General features: G+C 67.6%; 17 protein-coding genes and 1 tRNA gene. 11 read left to right on the top strand and 7 right to left on the bottom strand.

Annotation, left to right across the window (positions count from 1 at the left end):
• Nucleotides 1–134: 134 nt before the first annotated feature.
• Nucleotides 135–830, top strand: a complete 696-nt coding sequence (locus ABZ909_RS23355; RefSeq protein ID WP_357003093.1) for an ABC transporter ATP-binding protein — start codon at nucleotides 135–137, stop codon at nucleotides 828–830.
• A 62-nt stretch (nucleotides 831–892) separates the two neighbouring features.
• On the opposite strand, the gene ABZ909_RS23350 is transcribed toward ABZ909_RS23355, so the two are convergent.
• Nucleotides 893–965 (bottom strand) — tRNA-Trp (locus ABZ909_RS23350).
• Between the two features lie 92 nt (nucleotides 966–1,057).
• Here ABZ909_RS23350 and polA point away from each other — a divergent pair.
• Together polA and ABZ909_RS23340 are read left to right on the top strand one after the other, a co-directional pair.
• Nucleotides 1,058–3,823, top strand: coding sequence for a DNA polymerase I (gene polA, locus ABZ909_RS23345; protein ID WP_357002975.1), 2,766 nt, complete (start codon nucleotides 1,058–1,060; stop codon nucleotides 3,821–3,823).
• A 572-nt stretch (nucleotides 3,824–4,395) separates the two neighbouring features.
• Nucleotides 4,396–4,827 (top strand): 2-keto-3-deoxygluconate kinase, encoded by a 432-nt coding sequence (locus ABZ909_RS23340; RefSeq protein ID WP_357002973.1) that lies wholly within the window; start codon nucleotides 4,396–4,398, stop codon nucleotides 4,825–4,827.
• Between the two features lie 123 nt (nucleotides 4,828–4,950).
• Here ABZ909_RS23340 and trxA read toward each other — a convergent pair whose 3' ends face one another.
• Nucleotides 4,951–5,316: a thioredoxin gene (gene trxA / locus ABZ909_RS23335; RefSeq protein WP_357002971.1), complete on the bottom strand. Its 366-nt coding sequence runs from the start codon at nucleotides 5,314–5,316 to the stop codon at nucleotides 4,951–4,953.
• A gap of 81 nt (nucleotides 5,317–5,397) precedes the next feature.
• Complete coding sequence (locus ABZ909_RS23330; protein WP_357002969.1) at nucleotides 5,398–5,913, bottom strand: 2'-5' RNA ligase family protein; 516 nt, start codon at nucleotides 5,911–5,913, stop codon at nucleotides 5,398–5,400.
• 89 nt (nucleotides 5,914–6,002) lie between these two features.
• On the opposite strand from ABZ909_RS23330, the gene ABZ909_RS23325 reads away from it, so the two are divergent.
• The 4 genes from ABZ909_RS23325 (at nucleotide 6,003) to ABZ909_RS23310 (ending at nucleotide 9,947) form a co-directional block, all read left to right on the top strand.
• On the top strand, nucleotides 6,003–7,088 hold the full coding sequence (locus ABZ909_RS23325; RefSeq protein WP_357002967.1) for an isocitrate/isopropylmalate family dehydrogenase: 1,086 nt from the start codon (nucleotides 6,003–6,005) through the stop codon (nucleotides 7,086–7,088).
• 153 nt (nucleotides 7,089–7,241) lie between these two features.
• Entirely contained in the window at nucleotides 7,242–8,150 is a 909-nt protein-coding gene (locus ABZ909_RS23320) for an ABC transporter substrate-binding protein (protein ID WP_357002965.1), read from the top strand.
• A gap of 6 nt (nucleotides 8,151–8,156) precedes the next feature.
• Nucleotides 8,157–9,104, top strand: a complete 948-nt coding sequence (locus ABZ909_RS23315) for an amino acid ABC transporter permease (protein ID WP_357002964.1) — start codon at nucleotides 8,157–8,159, stop codon at nucleotides 9,102–9,104.
• Between the two features lie 90 nt (nucleotides 9,105–9,194).
• Nucleotides 9,195–9,947 carry an amino acid ABC transporter ATP-binding protein gene (locus ABZ909_RS23310; protein WP_357003091.1) on the top strand — a complete coding sequence of 251 codons (753 nt, stop codon included), beginning with the start codon at nucleotides 9,195–9,197 and terminating at the stop codon, nucleotides 9,945–9,947.
• Nucleotides 9,948–10,021: 74 nt separating this feature from the next.
• Here the strand turns inward: ABZ909_RS23310 and ABZ909_RS23305 are convergent, their stop codons facing one another.
• Nucleotides 10,022–10,861 (bottom strand): alpha/beta fold hydrolase, encoded by an 840-nt coding sequence (locus ABZ909_RS23305; protein WP_357002962.1) that lies wholly within the window; start codon nucleotides 10,859–10,861, stop codon nucleotides 10,022–10,024.
• Nucleotides 10,858–11,289, bottom strand: coding sequence for a helix-turn-helix domain-containing protein (locus ABZ909_RS23300; RefSeq protein ID WP_357002960.1), 432 nt, complete (start codon nucleotides 11,287–11,289; stop codon nucleotides 10,858–10,860). The genes ABZ909_RS23305 and ABZ909_RS23300 overlap by 4 nt, the downstream gene beginning before the upstream one ends.
• 135 nt (nucleotides 11,290–11,424) lie before the next feature.
• On the opposite strand from ABZ909_RS23300, the gene ABZ909_RS23295 reads away from it, so the two are divergent.
• Nucleotides 11,425–11,907 carry a DUF4383 domain-containing protein gene (locus ABZ909_RS23295; RefSeq protein WP_357002958.1) on the top strand — a complete coding sequence of 161 codons (483 nt, stop codon included), beginning with the start codon at nucleotides 11,425–11,427 and terminating at the stop codon, nucleotides 11,905–11,907.
• 6 nt (nucleotides 11,908–11,913) lie between these two features.
• On the opposite strand, the gene ABZ909_RS23290 is transcribed toward ABZ909_RS23295, so the two are convergent.
• Entirely contained in the window at nucleotides 11,914–12,834 is a 921-nt protein-coding gene (locus ABZ909_RS23290) for a LysR family transcriptional regulator (protein ID WP_357002956.1), read from the bottom strand.
• Nucleotides 12,835–12,905: 71 nt separating this feature from the next.
• On the opposite strand from ABZ909_RS23290, the gene ABZ909_RS23285 reads away from it, so the two are divergent.
• The 3 genes from ABZ909_RS23285 (at nucleotide 12,906) to ABZ909_RS23275 (ending at nucleotide 15,435) form a co-directional block, all read left to right on the top strand.
• The gene (locus ABZ909_RS23285; RefSeq protein WP_357002954.1) at nucleotides 12,906–14,270 is read left to right on the top strand and encodes an FAD-binding oxidoreductase; all 1,365 of its coding nucleotides are present in this window, start codon (nucleotides 12,906–12,908) and stop codon (nucleotides 14,268–14,270) included.
• 128 nt (nucleotides 14,271–14,398) lie between these two features.
• Complete coding sequence (locus tag ABZ909_RS23280; protein WP_357002952.1) at nucleotides 14,399–15,277, top strand: SPFH domain-containing protein; 879 nt, start codon at nucleotides 14,399–14,401, stop codon at nucleotides 15,275–15,277.
• Entirely contained in the window at nucleotides 15,277–15,435 is a 159-nt protein-coding gene (locus ABZ909_RS23275; RefSeq protein WP_357002950.1) for a hypothetical protein, read from the top strand. Before ABZ909_RS23280 ends, ABZ909_RS23275 begins: the two co-directional genes overlap by 1 nt.
• Here ABZ909_RS23275 and ABZ909_RS23270 read toward each other — a convergent pair whose 3' ends face one another.
• Entirely contained in the window at nucleotides 15,436–16,938 is a 1,503-nt protein-coding gene (locus ABZ909_RS23270) for a protein kinase (protein WP_357002948.1), read from the bottom strand. It abuts the gene before it with no gap.
• Nucleotides 16,939–17,011 lie beyond the last annotated feature (73 nt).

The raw sequence follows: 17,011 nt of genomic DNA, 5'->3' as shown, positions 1-17,011 counted from the left end.
TGGCGCCGCACGGCGGTGTGGATGTGGACCCGGGCAAGCCTGGCGCACAACCGATCCCGGACCTGACCAAGCCCATCCCGGTGCCGGACGTGCCCGAAAACCCATCCGATCAGCCCCTGCTGACGGTCGAGGACATGGTGGTCAACTACGGCAGAATCCAAGCCCTGCACGGCATTTCGCTGTCCGTCGGCCAGGGCGAGCTGGTGACCCTGCTGGGCGCCAATGGTGCGGGCAAGACCACCACCATGCGTGCCCTCTCCGGCCTGCTGCCACTCACCCGTGGCCGCATCATGTTCCAGGGTCGCGACATCACCCGTATGAAGGCCCACGAACGCGTCGTGGCGGGCCTGATCCAGGCCCCCGAGGGCCGTGGTGTCTTCCCCGGCATGACGGTCCAGGAAAACCTCGACATGGGTTGTCACGCACGACCGTTCAAGGCCAAGGCCGACTACACCCGCACCCTGGACTGGGTCTACGAGCTGTTCCCGCGACTGCTCGAACGCCGCCGCCAGGTTGGCGGCACCCTCTCCGGCGGCGAGCAGCAGATGCTGGCCATCGGCCGCGCCCTCATGGCCCGCCCCCAGCTGCTGCTGCTGGACGAGCCGTCAATGGGCTTGGCCCCCATGGTGATCCAGCAGATCTTTCGCATCATCGCCGACATCAACGCCCAGGGCACCACGGTCCTGCTGGTCGAGCAGAACGCCCAGCAGGCCCTGACCCGCAGCGACCGCGCCTACATCCTGGAAACCGGCGAGGTCACCAAAACCGGTGGCGGCCGGGCCCTCCTGCACGACCCCGCCGTCAAATCCGCCTACCTCGGCGTCGGCTGACGCCCCGGCCCCGAAAAGCATTCGGGCCGGTCACCTTCCGGTGACCGGCCCGAAGCCTTCTGCAGGGGCGACAGGAATCGAACCTGCAACCTGCCGCTTTGGAGACGGCTGCTCTGCCAATTGAGCTACACCCCTTGGCGAGGGCATACGCTACCAGGTAGCCCGGCCGCGATGAAATCGGTTTTGCTGACCTGCGGCGACGGGCCGAGTATGCCCGCTGCCCACGGATGTCGGAGGGGATACCTAGACTCTGTCGGGTGACCCCTGCCTCTACTGATCAACGTCCTGGTGTTGTGCCCGCATCTGCGTCCGGGGAGCAGCCGACCCTGCTGCTGCTGGATGGGCATTCGCTGGCCTATCGCGCGTTCTATGCGCTGCCGGCGGAGAACTTCAAGACGCACAGTGGGCAGACCACCAATGCCGTGTACGGGTTCACGGCGATGCTGATCAATCTGCTGCGGGACGAGAAGCCCACGCATGTGGCGGCGACGTTCGACGTGAGCCGGAAGACCTTCCGGACCGAGGCGTTCCCCGAATACAAGGCGAACCGGATCAGCACGCCCGACGAGTTCAAGGGCCAGGTGGAGACCACCCAGGAAGTGCTGGGGGCGCTGGGGATTCCGGTGCTGGCCATCGAGGGGTACGAGGCGGACGATCTGATCGCCACCCTCACCACGCAGGCCGTGCCCGAGGGTTTCCGGGTGCTCATCGTGACCGGTGACCGCGATTCGCTGCAGCTGGTCAATGACAACGTCACCGTCCTGTACCCGAAGAAGGGCGTCTCCGAGCTGACCCGGTTCACCCCGGCGGTGGTGGAGGAGAAGTACGGGCTCACCCCGCAGCAGTATCCGGACTTCGCGGCACTGCGCGGCGACCCGAGCGACAACCTGCCGGGCATTCCGGGTGTGGGGGAGAAGACCGCCGCCAAGTGGGTGCGCGAATACGGTGATCTGGCCACGCTGGTCGACCAGGTGGACAAGGTCAAGGGCAAGGTCGGAGACGCGTTGCGCGCCAACCTGTCCAGCGTCGTGCTCAACCGTCAGCTCACCGAGATGGTGAAGGATGTGCCGCTGCCCTATACCCCGGAGCAGCTGGCCGTGCAGCCGTGGAACCGGGAGAAGATCCACCAGCTGTTCGACGAGCTGGAGTTCCGCGTCCTGCGCGATCGCCTCTTCGACACCCTGGCCCCGGTGGAGCCGGAGGCCGAGGCCGGTTTCGAGATCAGCGGCAGCGCGCTCGCGGCGGGCACGGTCGCGGACTGGCTGGCCGAGCATGCCGGAACCGGTGTGCGGCACGGTGTTTCCGTGGTCGGCACCGGCTCGCCGATCCACGGTGACACCCAGGCCATCGCGCTGGCCGCCGCCGACGGCGAGGGCGCCTACATCGACGTGCACACCCTCACCCCGGAAGACGAGAAGGCGCTGGGCGCCTGGCTGGCCGACGCCGAGATCCCGAAGGCGTTGCACGAGGCCAAGACCGCGATGCACGCCCTGCGCGGCCGCGGCTGGCAACTGGGCGGGCTCACCAGTGACACCGCGCTCGCTGCCTACCTGATCCTGCCCGGCCAGCGCACCTTCAACCTCGAGGACCTGTCACTGCGCTACCTGAGCCGGGAGTTGCGCGTCGACAGTGGCGGCGAGACCCAGCTGTCGCTGCTCGACGACGAGGAGCAGGTCGACGCCGAGGTCGCCAATGCCCAGATGCTGCGCGCCCGTGCGGTTTCGGACCTCGCCGACGCCTTCGACGCCGAACTCGAGCGCATCGAGTCCACCGCCCTGCTGCGCGATATGGAACTCCCGCTGCTGAGCGTGCTCGCCGATCTGGAGGCCGCGGGCGTTGCCGTCGACTCCGACCAGCTGGAGGAGCTGCAGCGCGAGTTCGCCGACCGCGTCGCCGAGGCCGCCAACAACGCCTACGGCGTGATCGGCAAGCAGATCAACCTGGGCTCGCCCAAGCAGCTGCAGGTGGTGCTGTTCGACGAGCTCGACATGCCGAAGACCAAGCGCACCAAGACCGGCTACACCACCGATGCCGATGCGCTCGAGGGCCTCTACGAGAAGACCGAGCACCCGTTCCTGCGGCACCTGCTCGAGCACCGCGACGCCACCCGTCTGAAGGTGACCGTCGACGGCCTGCTCAAGTCGGTCGCCGACGACGGCCGCATCCACACCACCTTCAATCAGACGGTCGCGGCCACGGGCCGGCTCTCCTCGACCGAGCCCAACCTGCAGAACATCCCGATCCGCACCGATATGGGCCGCCGCATCCGCGACACCTTCGTGGTGGGCGCGGGCTTCGAGTCGCTGATGACCGCCGACTACAGCCAGATCGAAATGCGGATCATGGCCCACCTCTCGAAGGACGAGGGCCTGATCGAGGCCTTCAACTCCGGCGAGGACCTGCACAACTTCGTCGCCTCCAAGGCCTTCGACATCCCCATCTCCGAGGTGGATCCGGAACTGCGCCGCCGCATCAAGGCCATGTCGTACGGCCTGGCCTACGGTCTGTCCGCCTACGGCCTGTCCCAGCAGTTGAAGATCAGCGCCGACGAGGCCAAGGTCCAGATGGACATCTACTTCAACCGTTTCGGCGCCATCCGCGACTACCTGCGCGACGCCGTCGAGCAGGCCCGCAAGACCGGCTACACCGAGACCCTCTTCGGCCGCCGCCGCTATCTGCCGGATCTGGATTCGAGCAACCGGCAGCGTCGTGAGGCCGCCGAGCGGATGGCCCTCAACGCCCCCATCCAGGGCACTGCCGCCGACATCATCAAGGTCGCCATGATCGACACACAGAAGGCGATCCGGGCGGCCGGGCTGAAGTCCCGGATGCTCTTGCAGATTCACGACGAACTCGTCTTCGAGGTCGCTCCCGGCGAGCGCGAGCGACTGGAATCGCTTGCGCGCGAGCACATGTCCAATGCCATCGAACTCTCGGTGCCGCTCGAGGTCTCGGTGGGCGTGGGCCGCAGCTGGGATTCGGCCGCGCACTAGAGGCAAGCGCGGCCAGCGCTGTCGAGGCGTTCGGTACGCAACAACTGATTTCGCTGCGCCATGGGGAACTCGCCGGGTACGTCCAAAATTTGGGCACCCACCTGACCCCAGGCACGGGTGTGTGACTCCGACGGCACACTGCTGTCCGCTGAAGTTTCGGGGAGGCGGACCAGCCGTGAGCTGGGCATGTTCACGTATCGGATGTCTGCGGGCCCCATGGTGTTTGCTCGCACTGTTTCGCGAGCCGGTGTGGCGCCCGTCGCATATCCGGTGACCTGCGGCGAAGTTACTCATGGGTCGATTGCGAATATGGTTGCCATTGCGTGGTTGTCCCCCTATGCTCGACTCCGTGTCGAATCCCGCCTACAGCCGCAGCGCAGCGCTCGATGTCGCCGACCGCGACCGCGCCGCGCTCATTTCGCTCACCGCGAGTGTGGCTGGCGCGCGCGTACTCGTAGTTCGCCGCCGTAGCGGGGTCTGATTCGGACCGGCCCCTCGCTGCGGCCGAATGAACTTTTCTTGCTGGTCCCCTCTGTCACTTTCTTCGGAAGAAGTCGGGAAGACCTAGTTCAATGACCATCACCATTGATACCGCCACGTTCATCGCCGCTGCCCCCGCGAGTCTGCGGGCCGAGTGCATCGGCCTGACCCCCGCCGAGTTCCACGACCGGTACTGTGCCCCGACGGGCCCGGTCAAGCTCAGCGACTGGACCCCGATCGGCCACCGCGCCGGTACGGCCACCCTGGAGATCGCCGATCACCTGCGCACCGTCGTGGCGACGGGCAGCCCGGTGGCGGCGCTGACCTCGGCCCTCTACGACGAGGGCTACCCGGTGGAGATCCTCGCGTTCCACCAGCGCCGGACCGCGGACGGCATGGCCACCTTCGTCCAGTGCGAGTTCAACGGCCGCCGCGGCTGGGGCGCCGCGCTCGCCGATGACCCGGCCGAATCCACCATCCGCGCCATGATCGCCGGCATCAACCGGCTCGGTTCGCACTTCTGAGAGAAGCGGGAACCCGACCCCGCTGCCGAGGCAGCGGGGTCGGGCTGCGCGAGGTGTCGGTTGAAAAGCCAAGCGCCGCAACTCCTTCCGGGGTTGCGGCGCTGAGTTCGCGGGGCGCGCGGCTTACTTCGACTCTTGCTCCGCGATCTGCTTGCGGACGTCGTCCATGTCGAGGGCCTTCACCTGGGTGACCAGGTCCTCGAGGGCGGCCGGGGGCAGCGCGCCGGGCTGGGCGAAGACGAGCACGCCCTCGCGGAAGGCCATGATGGTCGGGATCGAGCGGATATTCGCGGCCGCCGCCAGGCCCTGCTGGTCTTCGGTGTCCACCTTGGCGTGCACCACGTCGGGGTGGGTCTCCGACGACTTCTCGAAAGTCGGGGCGAAGCTGCGGCACGGGCCGCACCACGATGCCCAGAAGTCGACGAGAACGACGTCGTTGCCGGTGACTACCTCGTCGAAGTTCTGCTCGGTCAGGGTCTGGGTGGCCATGGTTTCCTCTCGTATCGATGTCCCCCGGTCCAACACGGGGCCCACTGGTTATCTTCCCTGGGTGATCAGCCGGTCGGTCGTTCAGAGTCGTTCGGTCCCGGAAATGGGCCACTCGTCACGCCGGTCACCGTCCCATCGCCGGATGCCCTCTACGGTAGCCCGGAAGTCCTTGTCCCAGGCCACAGCATCGAGCGCAGCCTCCAGTTGTCCCGGCCGCAGCCGCCGCGCGAGTGTGACGTGCGGCGTCCAGATGTCCGGGCGCACGTTGGCGGGAATACCCGGGCACTCCTCGATGACGCGGAACAGCCTGTGCTGCAAGGCGATCAGCGGTGCGGAGGGCACCACGGCCCGGACCAGAATGGGCGTGCGTGAGCCGAACACCAACAGTCCGCCCAGCCGGATCGGAAAGGGTCGAAACTCCTGGCGCGCCAAGACTTTATCCAGGCGCGGCCAGATCTCGGAGGCGACCGCGAGGGTGATGTGCGGCCGGTGCTCGGGCCCGGGCGCGTGCAATCCGATTTCGCGCAGCAGCGTCCACTGTCGACGCATCTCGGCCTCGGCTGTCGCGTCGAGCACCAGTTCCACCGATTGCACCATGGTGTCCCGAACCTACGCCCAGATCTCGAAACATGCGCGGCTGTGTGCCGGAGCGTCGCCGCGGCGGGGGTTGCGCGAGGATGGCTCCCATGAGCGACAGCGACACTCCAGTACGCCTGGGCCTGTTGGAGGGCGACGGCATCGGCCCGGAAATCGTGCGGGCGACCCGGGATGTGGTCGACGATGCCTTCCGGGCCACAGGTCTGCCGCCGGTGGAATGGGTGACGCTGCCGCTGGGACACGCGGCGATCGAGCAGTACGGCAACCCGGTACCCGACCAGACCCTCGACGGTCTGGCCGAGCTCGACGCCTGGATCATGGGCCCGCACGACAGCGCCTCCTACGCGCCCGAGCACCGTACCGGCCTGCCGCCGGCGGGCAGGGTGCGGAAACGCTTCGGGCTCTACGCCAATATCCGCCCGGCCCGCACCCTCGAGGGCGTGCGCTCGGTCGCTCCGGACATGGACCTGCTGATCCTGCGCGAGAACACCGAGGGCCTCTACGCCGACCGCAATATGGCCGCGGGCTCCGGCGAGTTCCAGCCGTCGCCGGATGTGGCGCTGGCAGTCGGCGTGTTCACCCGCCCGGCGATCGAGCGTATCGCGCACTTGAGTTTCGAGATCGCGAGCGAGCGCTCCAAGAAGGTGACCATCGTGCACAAGGCGAACGTGCTGCCGATGACCATGGGCATGTTCCGTGACATCTGCTACGAGGTGGCTGCGAGGTATCCCGACATCGAGGTCGGCGACGAGCACGTCGACGCGGCGGCCGCGCATCTGGTCCGCGCGCCCCAGGACTACGACGTGATCGTCACCGAAAACCTGTTCGGTGACATCCTTTCCGATCTGGCGGGCGAGTTGAGCGGTTCGCTCGGCATGGCGGCGTCGGTGAACTGTTCGGACACGCAGATCATGGCGCAGGCGGTGCACGGCGCGGCCCCCACGCTGGCCGGGCGCAATCGCGCGAATCCGGTGGCACTGTTCAACTCCGCCGCGGGCATGTTGCGCTGGATGAGCCGGACCCCGCGCTACAGCGCCCTGCGGCGGGTGGGCGAGCGAGTGGAACGTGCGGTTGCGGAGACATTGCGGGCCGGTGTTGCGACGTCTGATTTGGGTGGGCTAGCCTCTACCTCCGAATTCACCGAGCAGGTGCGCGCCCGGCTGCACCGCTGGTGAGCGCGCACTTCCGGGACCGGGCGTGTTCGGCCACGCGATGGCGTGTCGCCGATTAATGTTCGGTTACCGACCGACGCGGACGTTGTCACTCGCTTACATTTCAAACGGCGGGCGACGCCCGGATGTCGCGCACCCGAACTGTGGAGGACTGCTGTGTCTGTTCGTAACTCTCTTCGCGGGCGTGTCCTGCGGGCCGCTGTCGTCGTTGCCGGCGGCGCCCTCGCACTGACCGCTTGTACCAGCAATTCCGAGTCCAGCGGCCCCGCTGTGGCCAAGGTCGACGTGGCCAAGGTCGACAGCATCGCCGCCAAGGTGCCCGCCGACATCAAGTCCTCCGGCAAGCTGATCGTCGGTGTGAACGTGCCCTATCAGCCCAACGAGTACCGGGATCCGAGCAGCGGCAAGATCGTCGGCTTCGACGTCGATCTGATGGACGCGGTCGCCAAGGTGCTGGGCCTGTCGGCCGACTACAAGGAAGCCGACTTCGAGAAGATCATCCCCTCCATCGAGGCGGGCACCTTCAATCTCGGCATGTCCTCCTTCACCGACAACAAGGAGCGCGAGGCCACCGCCGACTTCGTCGACTACTTCTCCGCGGGCAGCCAGTGGGCCCAGCAGAAGGGCAAGCCGGTCGACCCGAACAATGCCTGCGGCAAGCGAGTCGCGGTGCAGCGCACCACCGTTCAGGACACCGACGAGATCCCGGCCAAGTCCAAGGCGTGCGTCGCCGCCGGCAAGCCGGAGATCCAGAAGGTCGCCTACGACGAGCAGTCCGCCGCCGCCAACGCGCTGGTGCAGGGTCAGGTCGACGCCATGTCCGCCGACTCCCCGGTGACCGCGTACGCCATCAAGCAGGCCAGCGACAAGATCGAGCCCGCGGGCCCGATCTTCGACTCGGCGCCCTACGGCTGGCCGCTCAAGAAGAGCTCGCCGCTGGCGCCGGTGCTGCAGGAAGCCGTGCAGTACCTGATGGACAACGGCCAGTACAAGAAGATCGCCGAGAACTGGGGCGTCCAGGAGGGCGCGATCACCAAGTCGGGCATCAACGGGGCGACGAGCTAAGCCGTTATGCAGGACGAGACCAAATCCGCAGCCTCGGCTGCGTCAGCGGTCGCGAGCACCGAGCCCGAGCCGATCAAAGCGATTCCGCTGCGACGGCCGGGCCGGTGGATCGCCGCCGCGATCATTCTGATTGCCCTGGCTCTGTTCGTCTGGGGCGCCAAGACCAACGAGGCGTACCACTGGGACACCTACTTCAAGTATCTGGGTGACAAGCGAATCGCCCAGGGCGCGTTGGTCACTCTGGAACTCACCGTGTTCGCCATGGTGATCGGTGTGGTGCTGGGCGTGTTGCTGGCGGTCATGCGGCTGTCGCCCAATCCGGTGCTGCGCTCGGTGGCATGGGCCTACCTGTGGATCTTCCGCGGGACGCCCGTCTATGTGCAGCTGGTGTTCTGGGGTCTGTTCCCGTCGCTGTACAAGACCGTGACAGTGGGCGTGCCGTTCGGCCCGTCGCTGACCCACTTCGATGTACAGCACTGGTCCGCGCCGTTCTTCTTCGCCATGATCGGCCTGGGTCTCAACGAGGCGGCCTACATGGCCGAAATCGTCCGCGCCGGGATCAATTCCGTGGGCGAGGGGCAGCGCGAGGCGTCGGTGGCGCTGGGCATGTCGTGGTCGCAGACCATGACCCGCACGGTGCTGCCGCAGGCCATGCGGGTGATCATCCCGCCCACCGGCAACGAGCTGATCTCCATGCTGAAGACCACCTCGCTGGTGACGGCCATCCCGCTCACCACCGACCTCTACGGCCGGGCCCGAGACATCTACAGCATCAACTTCCAGCCGATCCCGCTGCTGCTGGTGGCCGCCACCTGGTACCTGCTCATCACGAGCGTGCTCATGATCGGCCAGTACTACCTGGAGCGGTACTACTCGCGGGGTTCGTCGCGGCAGTTGACGGCCAAGCAGCTGCGCGCCTTGGCTCAGGCGCAAGTCGCCGGCGGAACGGGATAGGTGAACGCTGATATGTCCGAGGACTCGATGTCGTTCTCCAAGGATCCGATTCCGCTCGTCGAGGACGCGCTGCCGCCTTCGAACGTGCCGATGGTGCGCGCCGACCGGGTGGCCAAGAGCTTCGGCGCACTGAAGGTGCTCAAGGGCATCACGCTGGAGGTGAAGCGCGGCGAGGTGCTCTGCCTGATCGGCCCTTCCGGCTCCGGCAAGTCCACCTTCCTGCGCTGCATCAACCATCTCGAGCAGATCAATGCCGGACGTCTCTATGTGGACGGCGATCTCGTCGGCTACCGCGAGAAGAACGGCAAGCTCTACGAGCTGCACCCACGCGATGCCGCAAAGCAGCGTCGCGACATCGGCATGGTCTTCCAGCACTTCAACCTGTTCCCGCACCGCACGGCGCTGGAGAACATCATCGAAGCGCCGACCCAGGTCAAGAAGCTCAAGCGTGCCGCCGCGGTCGCCCGTGCCCGGGAGCTGCTGGACCGAGTCGGGTTGGCGGACAAGGCCGATGCCTACCCCGCCCAGCTCTCCGGCGGTCAGCAGCAGCGCGTGGCCATCGCGCGTGCCCTGGCCATGGACCCCAAGCTCATGCTCTTCGACGAGCCCACCTCGGCGCTGGACCCCGAGCTCGTGGGCGAGGTCCTCGGCGTCATGCGAGAACTCGCGGCATCCGGCATGACCATGATCGTGGTGACCCACGAGATGGGCTTCGCCCGTGAGGTGGCCGATCAGCTGGTGTTCATGGACGGCGGCGTCGTCGTCGAGGCGGGCAACCCGCGTGAGATGCTCGCCAACCCCCAGCACGACCGGACCAAGACCTTCCTGTCTCGCATTCTGTAGGCGCACAACAGGATCAGGGAGCTGTCCCGGCGGAATTCACCCGGATTCCGCGCGGTGACAGCTCCCTGATCCTGTTATTTCCGGAGGAACTCCTCGATGGGGGTGGTCTGCCCGAGGATGGCGTGGCCGACACCGGGGAGGACCAGGGTGGTCGCGTCCGGGATGGATTGCGTTGCGCGGCGGGCGGTGTCGGCGGATTTGAACATGACGTCGTCTTCGCCGACGATCACCAGGACCGGCATCGTGAGGCTGCGCAGCTGGGCGTCGGTGAAGATCGGCAGCTTGCCCGTACGCGGAGTGAAGTGCGTGAACGTGAGGGTCACATCGTCCAGGATCTCCGCGTGGTCGGTCAGGTTCAGGCCGGTGACAATGGCCGCGGAGCGGCGCAGATCGTGATTGCTGAACAGGTGGTCGACCAGGTTCTTGAAGATCCAGCCGAAGCGCTGCTTGCCGATGCCGCCGGGGCACAGCAGGGCCAGTTTCGTGACGTGGTCGGGCCGGCGGACGGCGTAGTCCAGCGCGATCCAGCCACCCAGTGATATGCCGACGACGCTCGCGGACGAAAGCTGAAGGCCCGCAAGGACATCGTCGAGCCACTGGGCGAGCGCCTCGGAGCCGAGGGCCGGGCGCGATTCGGTGCTGCCACCGGGTTCGCCGGGCAGATCGACCGCATAGACCCGGAAATCCCGTGCCCAGGAGGCGATATCGCCGCGCCAGGCGGAGTTGTTGGAACCGGAGCCGTGTAGCAGGATCACCGGCGGGGCGTCCTGCGGGCCGGACGCGAGCACGAAGGTGTCGCCCTCGCGGGTCGGCAGGTGCAGCTGCTCGGCGGGAACCGGCCACTGCCGCAGGGCATCCCGGTAACGGGCCTGGATGGCCGCCCGGCCGGCTTCGGATTTGTAGATCGCGTTCACGACGCGAGGACTCCTTCCATGTATTCGAGCAGCCGGGCGGTGTCGCCCAGACCGCCGACGAGAATGACCTTCAGGCGAGCGCGTTCGCGGTCGTGGAAGGTCTGGACCCGCAGGGGCTGTCCGTCCGGTCCCCGGGTGGCCGCGGCGCCGGTCAGCAGGGTGCTGACCCGGTCGGCGGTGCCGGGATCCACGGCATCGACCTCGATGATGGTCGATGCCTCCGAATACGGGTGCCGGGCAACCGATTCGCGCGGGCTACCGGGTGCGGGCAGGCCGGTGAAGGCCTCCAGATCGGTGGCGGCGATGCGGTACTGCTTGCCGATGCGGGTGGCGGGTAGCTTCCCGTCGCGCACGTAGCCGCGAACGGTGCGGACATGCAGGCCGAGACGCTCGGCTACCTCGTCGACGGAGTACAGACGATCTGTCACGAAAACTACCTTAAACTTCCCTATTTGTAACCGCAATAGGGAAGTTTAGGTAACTATGTGACGGGCCTTACGGTGGCCGTCAAACTAAACTACATTGTGTAGTAGACATTTGGCCGCACTGTGGGAGGCAGCGACATGGGGTTCACGGCGGTAGCGGAGCATCCGGTCGAATCGGCGCGGTGGAGTTTCCTGCAATGGGCGGTCCTCGCGGTCGGAGCCGTCCACATCGTCTGGGCGATCACAGGCTGGGTCGCCGAACCCAGCTTCGCCATGGGTGAGCACGCCCCGGCCACCCCCGTGCTCGGCATGGACTACAACGGCTGGCACGGACTCGCGGGACTGCTGCTTTTCACGCCCGCGCTGGTGGCCGCGCTGCGCAAGCGCTGGGCCGCCTGGTATTGCGTGATCGCCGCTGTCGGAGGCGGATTCGTGGTCGGCATCTGGGCGCTGTTCGCGCACAGCGTGCTGATGTTCAGCTTCCCGAACCACCGCGGCGATGCCGTCGAACACATCATGACCGGCGTGGTGCTGCTGGTGCTGGTCGGTGTCCAGGCGATTCGGGACGGCGGACTGCGGGCGGTGTTCGCGGCTACAGTGCGACGAACAGACAGGGCGTGACGAACGCTAGGGCTCGACGAACATCGGCGCCGGATCCTTCCAGCGCGCCAGCGCGATCCGAAGCTGACCGAGCAGGACTTTCGCGGCCGGGCTCATGGGCCGCTCGGCATTCCAGGCCAGCACCAGCCGGCCGCGCATCGGGGGATCGACCTCGAGGGTCCGCACCCCGAGCCTGGCCGCGTCGGCCGGGGGAATCCGGGGCACGATCGCGACACCCAGCTCGTGCGCGGCCAGCCGGATCAGCAGCGGGGGAGCGGCCGCCTCGAATGCCACGTTCGGCACGAGACCAGCTGCGGCACAAGCTGTTTCGAGCAGCCCACGCAGGCCGGTCCCGGACGGCAGGCAGATCAGCGGATGTTCGCACAACTCGGACAGCGTGATCCGCTCGCCGAAGTCGGCGGCGGCCGACGGCACGGCCGCGACAATCGAGCTGTCGTAGATGTTCTCGACGCTGATGCCCGGGTCCAGATCGGCGGAAATGCTGAGCAGGCCGATATCCAGGTCGCCGCGGCGGACCGCGCCGTACATCGCGTCGGAGGTGTCCTCGGTCAGGGAGATGCCGATCTGCGGATGATCGCGGTGGAAGTCGGCGAGCACCGCGGCGATATCGATCTCCTCGCCCGCCGCGCCGGAGATCAGGCCGACTCGGACATGGCCCCGCAGTAGACCGGTGAATTCGTCCACCGTGTGGGTGATGCGCTCGACCTGATCCAGGGCCGCCCGGGCCAGTGGCAGCACCGCCTCGCCGACCGGGGTGAGCGTGACCGAGCGGCTGGAACGGTCCAGAAGCGGTTGTCCCAGTTCGCGTTCCAGCTGCCGGATCTGCGCGCTGAGCCCCGGCTGCGCCAGGTGCAGGCGGGCCGCCGCCCGGGTGAAGTTGGCCTCCTCGGCGACCGTCACGAAGTACCGCAGCTGCCGGAGCTCCATAACTATTGATTATAGCTACGAGAAAAACTATCTGTTGGAGTTCTTGATCGGAGCCGTGCAGAGTTGGTGACATGACGAAGACAGCGATCACCGAACTGCCCGCCACCACCGGCCCCGTCTTCCAGCCCGACGACACCGGCTACGACGCCGAGATCGCCGGATTCCAAACCGCTTACACCCACCGCCCCGCCGTGGTCGTCGGCGCGGCCCACGCCGAGGACGTCCGTGCCGCCGTGGAATACGCGGCGCGCCACGGCCTTTCGGTCGCCGTGCAGAACACCGGCCACGGCCTGTCGGTCGCCACCGACGGCGGCGTGCTCATCACCACCCGCCGCATGACCGACATTCGCATCGACACCGCAGCCCGGACCGCCCGGGTGGCGGCGGGCGTCCAGGCCGGAGCCCTGATCGAGGCGGCCGCCGCGCACGGCCTCGCGCCGCTGAACGGTTCGTCGCTCTCGGTCGGCGTGGTCGGCTACACCCTCGGTGGCGGCATCGGTATCCTGGCCCGCGAATTCGGTTATGCCGCAGAGCATGTGCGCGGCATCGAGATCGTCACTGCCGACGGCCGGCTGCGGCGGCTGGAACCCGGCGACGAGCTGTTCGGTGCGGTGCTCGGCACCGGCGGCAACTTCGGGGTGGTCACCGCACTGGAGCTGGCGCTGCTGCCGATCACCACGGTGTACGGCGGTCAGCTGCAATTCGACACCCCGCTGGTCGCGCCGGCGCTGGAGGCGTGGCGACTGTGGACCCGGGACGTGCCCGAGCAGATGACCTCGGCCATCACCATGATGGCCTTCCCCGACATTCCGGCATTCCCGCCGCACCTGCGCGGCCGGTACGTCGCGACCATCAATATCGCGTTCACCGGTTCCGCCGAGGAGGGCGAGCGCCTGGTCGCCCCGCTGCGCGCGGTCGGCGCGCGGATGGCCGACGACCTGCGGGTCATGCCGTACACGGAAAGCCATGCCATCTACCGGGATCCGGAACACCCGCACCCCTACCTCGCCACCAACGCGCTGCTGTCCGACCTGCCCGCCGATGCCACGGACGCCTTCCTGGAGGCCACCGGCCCCGACTCGCCGGTACCGGTGATCGCCGGGCTGCGCCACCTGGGCGGCGCGCTGGGCCGCCCGGGGCCGAACGGCATCGCCATGGACCACCGTGACGCCGAGTACATCGCCCGCGTCCTGACCATGCCGAACCCGGACAACGCGGAACAGATCGGCGACCGGCTGTCCCTCGTGCTGAAGACCCTGCAGCCCTGGACTCTCGGTCAGAACCTGAACTTCCTGTACGGCGGCGGCGATCAGGCCGGTGAGGAGCAGACCCGGGCGGGATACAGCCCCGCCACCTACGACCGGCTGGCGGGTCTGAAGGCGAAGTACGACCCGGCAAACCTGTTCCGCAACAACCGCAATATTCGTCCCCACTGACCGCGTCCGGTCCACGCGCGCTCGCCCCGCCACACCTGTCCGTGGCGGGGCCGGCCGCGTTTCCGGGCTTGGCGTGGGCCCGCTTGCGCGCTATCGTCGTGATATCACTTCGATACTAGGAGAGTGTCATGGAGTTGCGTCGAGCCTTCCGGCTGAACGGATTCCTCATGCTGGGGGTCCTGATACTGCTGATCATCGCGATCGCCGTCGAGGCGCACACACTGAACACCAGGGGCGGCGATGGTGGTTCGCCGACCATCCTGGGTGTGGCGCTGGCGGTGACGCTCCTGGCCGCGGTGCTGGCGGCGAGCGGGTTCGTCGTGGTGAATCCCAACCAGGCCAAGGTGATCCAGTTCTTCGGCCAGTACATCGGCTCGGTCGGCGAGTCCGGTTTCCACTGGGTCACCCCGCTGTCCAGCCGTCGCGGCATCTCGCTGCGGGTCCGGAACTTCGAGACCCAGAAGCTGAAGGTCAACGATCTGGACGGGAACCCGGTCGAGATCGCGGCCGTGGTCGTGTACCAGGTGGTGGACAGCTACAAGGCCGCCTTCGCCGTCGACGACTACGAGGACTTCGTCCGCACCCAGTCCGAGACCGCGGTCCGGCACCTGGCCACCACCCACCCGTATCAGTCCGACGACGCGAACACCGCCAGCCTGCGGGACGGGTCCGAAGTGGCCGGCGAGCTCACCACCGAACTGCGCGCCCGCACCGAACTGGCCGGCATCGAGATCATCGAGGCCCGCATCACCCACCTGGCCTACGCGCCGGAGATCGCCCAGGCCATGCTGGTCCGCCAGCAGGCCGCCCAGGTGGTCGCCGCCCGCAGCCGCATCGTGGAGGGCGCGGTCGGTATGGTCGGCATGGCCCTGGACCGACTGGCCGACCAGGGCGTGGTCGAACTCGATGAGGAGCGCAAGGCGGCAATGGTGTCCAACCTGCTGGTGGTCCTGTGCGGCGACCGCTCCGCCTCGCCCGTCGTCAACGCCGGAACCCTCTACTCCTGATGGTCAAGCGCGAGCCGAAAAAGGTGCTGCTCCGGCTCGATCCGGCGGTCCACGAAGCCATCGCCAAGTGGGCCGCCGACGACCTCCGCAGCATCAACGCCCAAATCGAATTCGCGCTGCGCCTCGCCCTGAAACAGGTTGGGCGCGATCCGAAATAGTCACGACACCACGTTCGAACTGTCGATCAGATAGCCCCCGCCGAGCGGGACCAGCTGCGCCCGCCGCAGTTCGGTCCCGCTCCGGCCGTCGGGGTAGCGCAGGGTGAGGCGATAGGTCACCGTCAGCTGCGCCGGATCCGCGGAGACATCCCGCACCGTGACGGAATCGACTGTGCCCCAGAAGCTTCGGTACGCGTCGTAGCCGCCGATCTCACCCTGATACCGCGTGGTCAGCCAGGTCCAGGCCGCCATCGTATTGCCCGGCAGCATCGAGTAGTACTGCCCGATGTAGTCCGACATCGTGTTCGCCGATATCGGGGCCGGGATCGAGGACGGGTTGAGCGGCGAGCTCGTCGGTGTCGCGGAATTGTGGGCGGTGCCCGACGTGGCGCTGCTCGTGCCCGCCGACGGCGCGGTCGCCGTATCGTTCCCGCCGTGGCGCAGCTGAGTGGTCACCAGCGTCACCGCGACCAGTGCCGCCACCGCGATCGAGGCCGCCCAGACGAGCGCGCTCAGCGACCGCCGGGCCGGATCGGGCGCGGGCGGGCGGAACTCCACCGGTTGCGCTGCGGGGCCGGAGGGCTCGGTGACCTGCCGGGTGGACTGCGAATCGAACTGCGCGGCAGCGCGTTCCGCCGCCATCGGAATCGCCGGGACGGTCGGGAGGTCGGTGCCGTGCAGGGCCGCCTGCGCGGCGGTGGCCAGCACACCGGCCGACGGATACCGCTCCCGCGGATCCTTGGCCATCCCGCTCGCGATCACCTCGTCGAACGCCACCGGAATCCGGCCGTGCGCGACCGACGGCCGCGGCGGCGGTGCCGCGAGATGCGCGGCGATCTGGCGTTCGACGCTGCCACCGGGAAACGGTTTCGAACCGGTCAGGCATTCGTAGAGCACACAGGCCAGCGAATACACGTCGGCCCGGGCGTCGCAGCCGGCGTGCTCGAGCCGCTCGGGCGCCATATAGGCGAAGGTCCCGACCGCCGCGCCGGCGCTGGTCAGCCCCGTGTCATCGCCGCCGCGAGCGATACCGAAGTCGATGAGGTAGGCGAAATCGTCCGCGGTGGTGAGGATGTTGGACGGCTTCACATCCCGATGTACCAGCCCGGCCCGATGCGCCGCATCCAGCGCGGCCGCGATCTGCGTCGTGCAGGACACCGCCAGCTTCGGTGACAACGCCCCTTCGGTCGCGAGCCGGGAGCCCAGATCCACTCCCTCGACCAGCCGCATGTCCAGGAACAGCCGCCCGTCGATCTCCCCGTAGTCGTGAATGGGAATGACATGCGGCTCGTTCAGCCGCGCCGCCGCCTGCGCCTCCCTGCGGAACCGCGCCCGGTACACCGGGTCGTGCGCCAGCCCCGGCGGCAGCACCTTGAGCGCTACGACCCGGTTCGTCCCGGTGTCGTAGGCCCGGAACACCTGCCCCATCCCGCCTGCGCCGAGCAATTCGAGCAGCCGGTAGCGACCGAACGAGCTCTCCTCCACGCCGTACCCCCTACTCACGACGAGGGTACGGCGCACCGCCGGCGGGCGTGCTTCCGGCCGGTGGGAACGAGTGTGCCGGACGCGTTGCCGC

The sequence above is a fragment of the Nocardia sp. NPDC046763 genome (genome assembly GCF_040645495.1).
Taxonomy (GTDB): domain Bacteria; phylum Actinomycetota; class Actinomycetes; order Mycobacteriales; family Mycobacteriaceae; genus Nocardia.
Note: the sequence above shows the minus strand (reverse complement) of the source record. Positions and strands in the feature narration are given on the sequence as shown.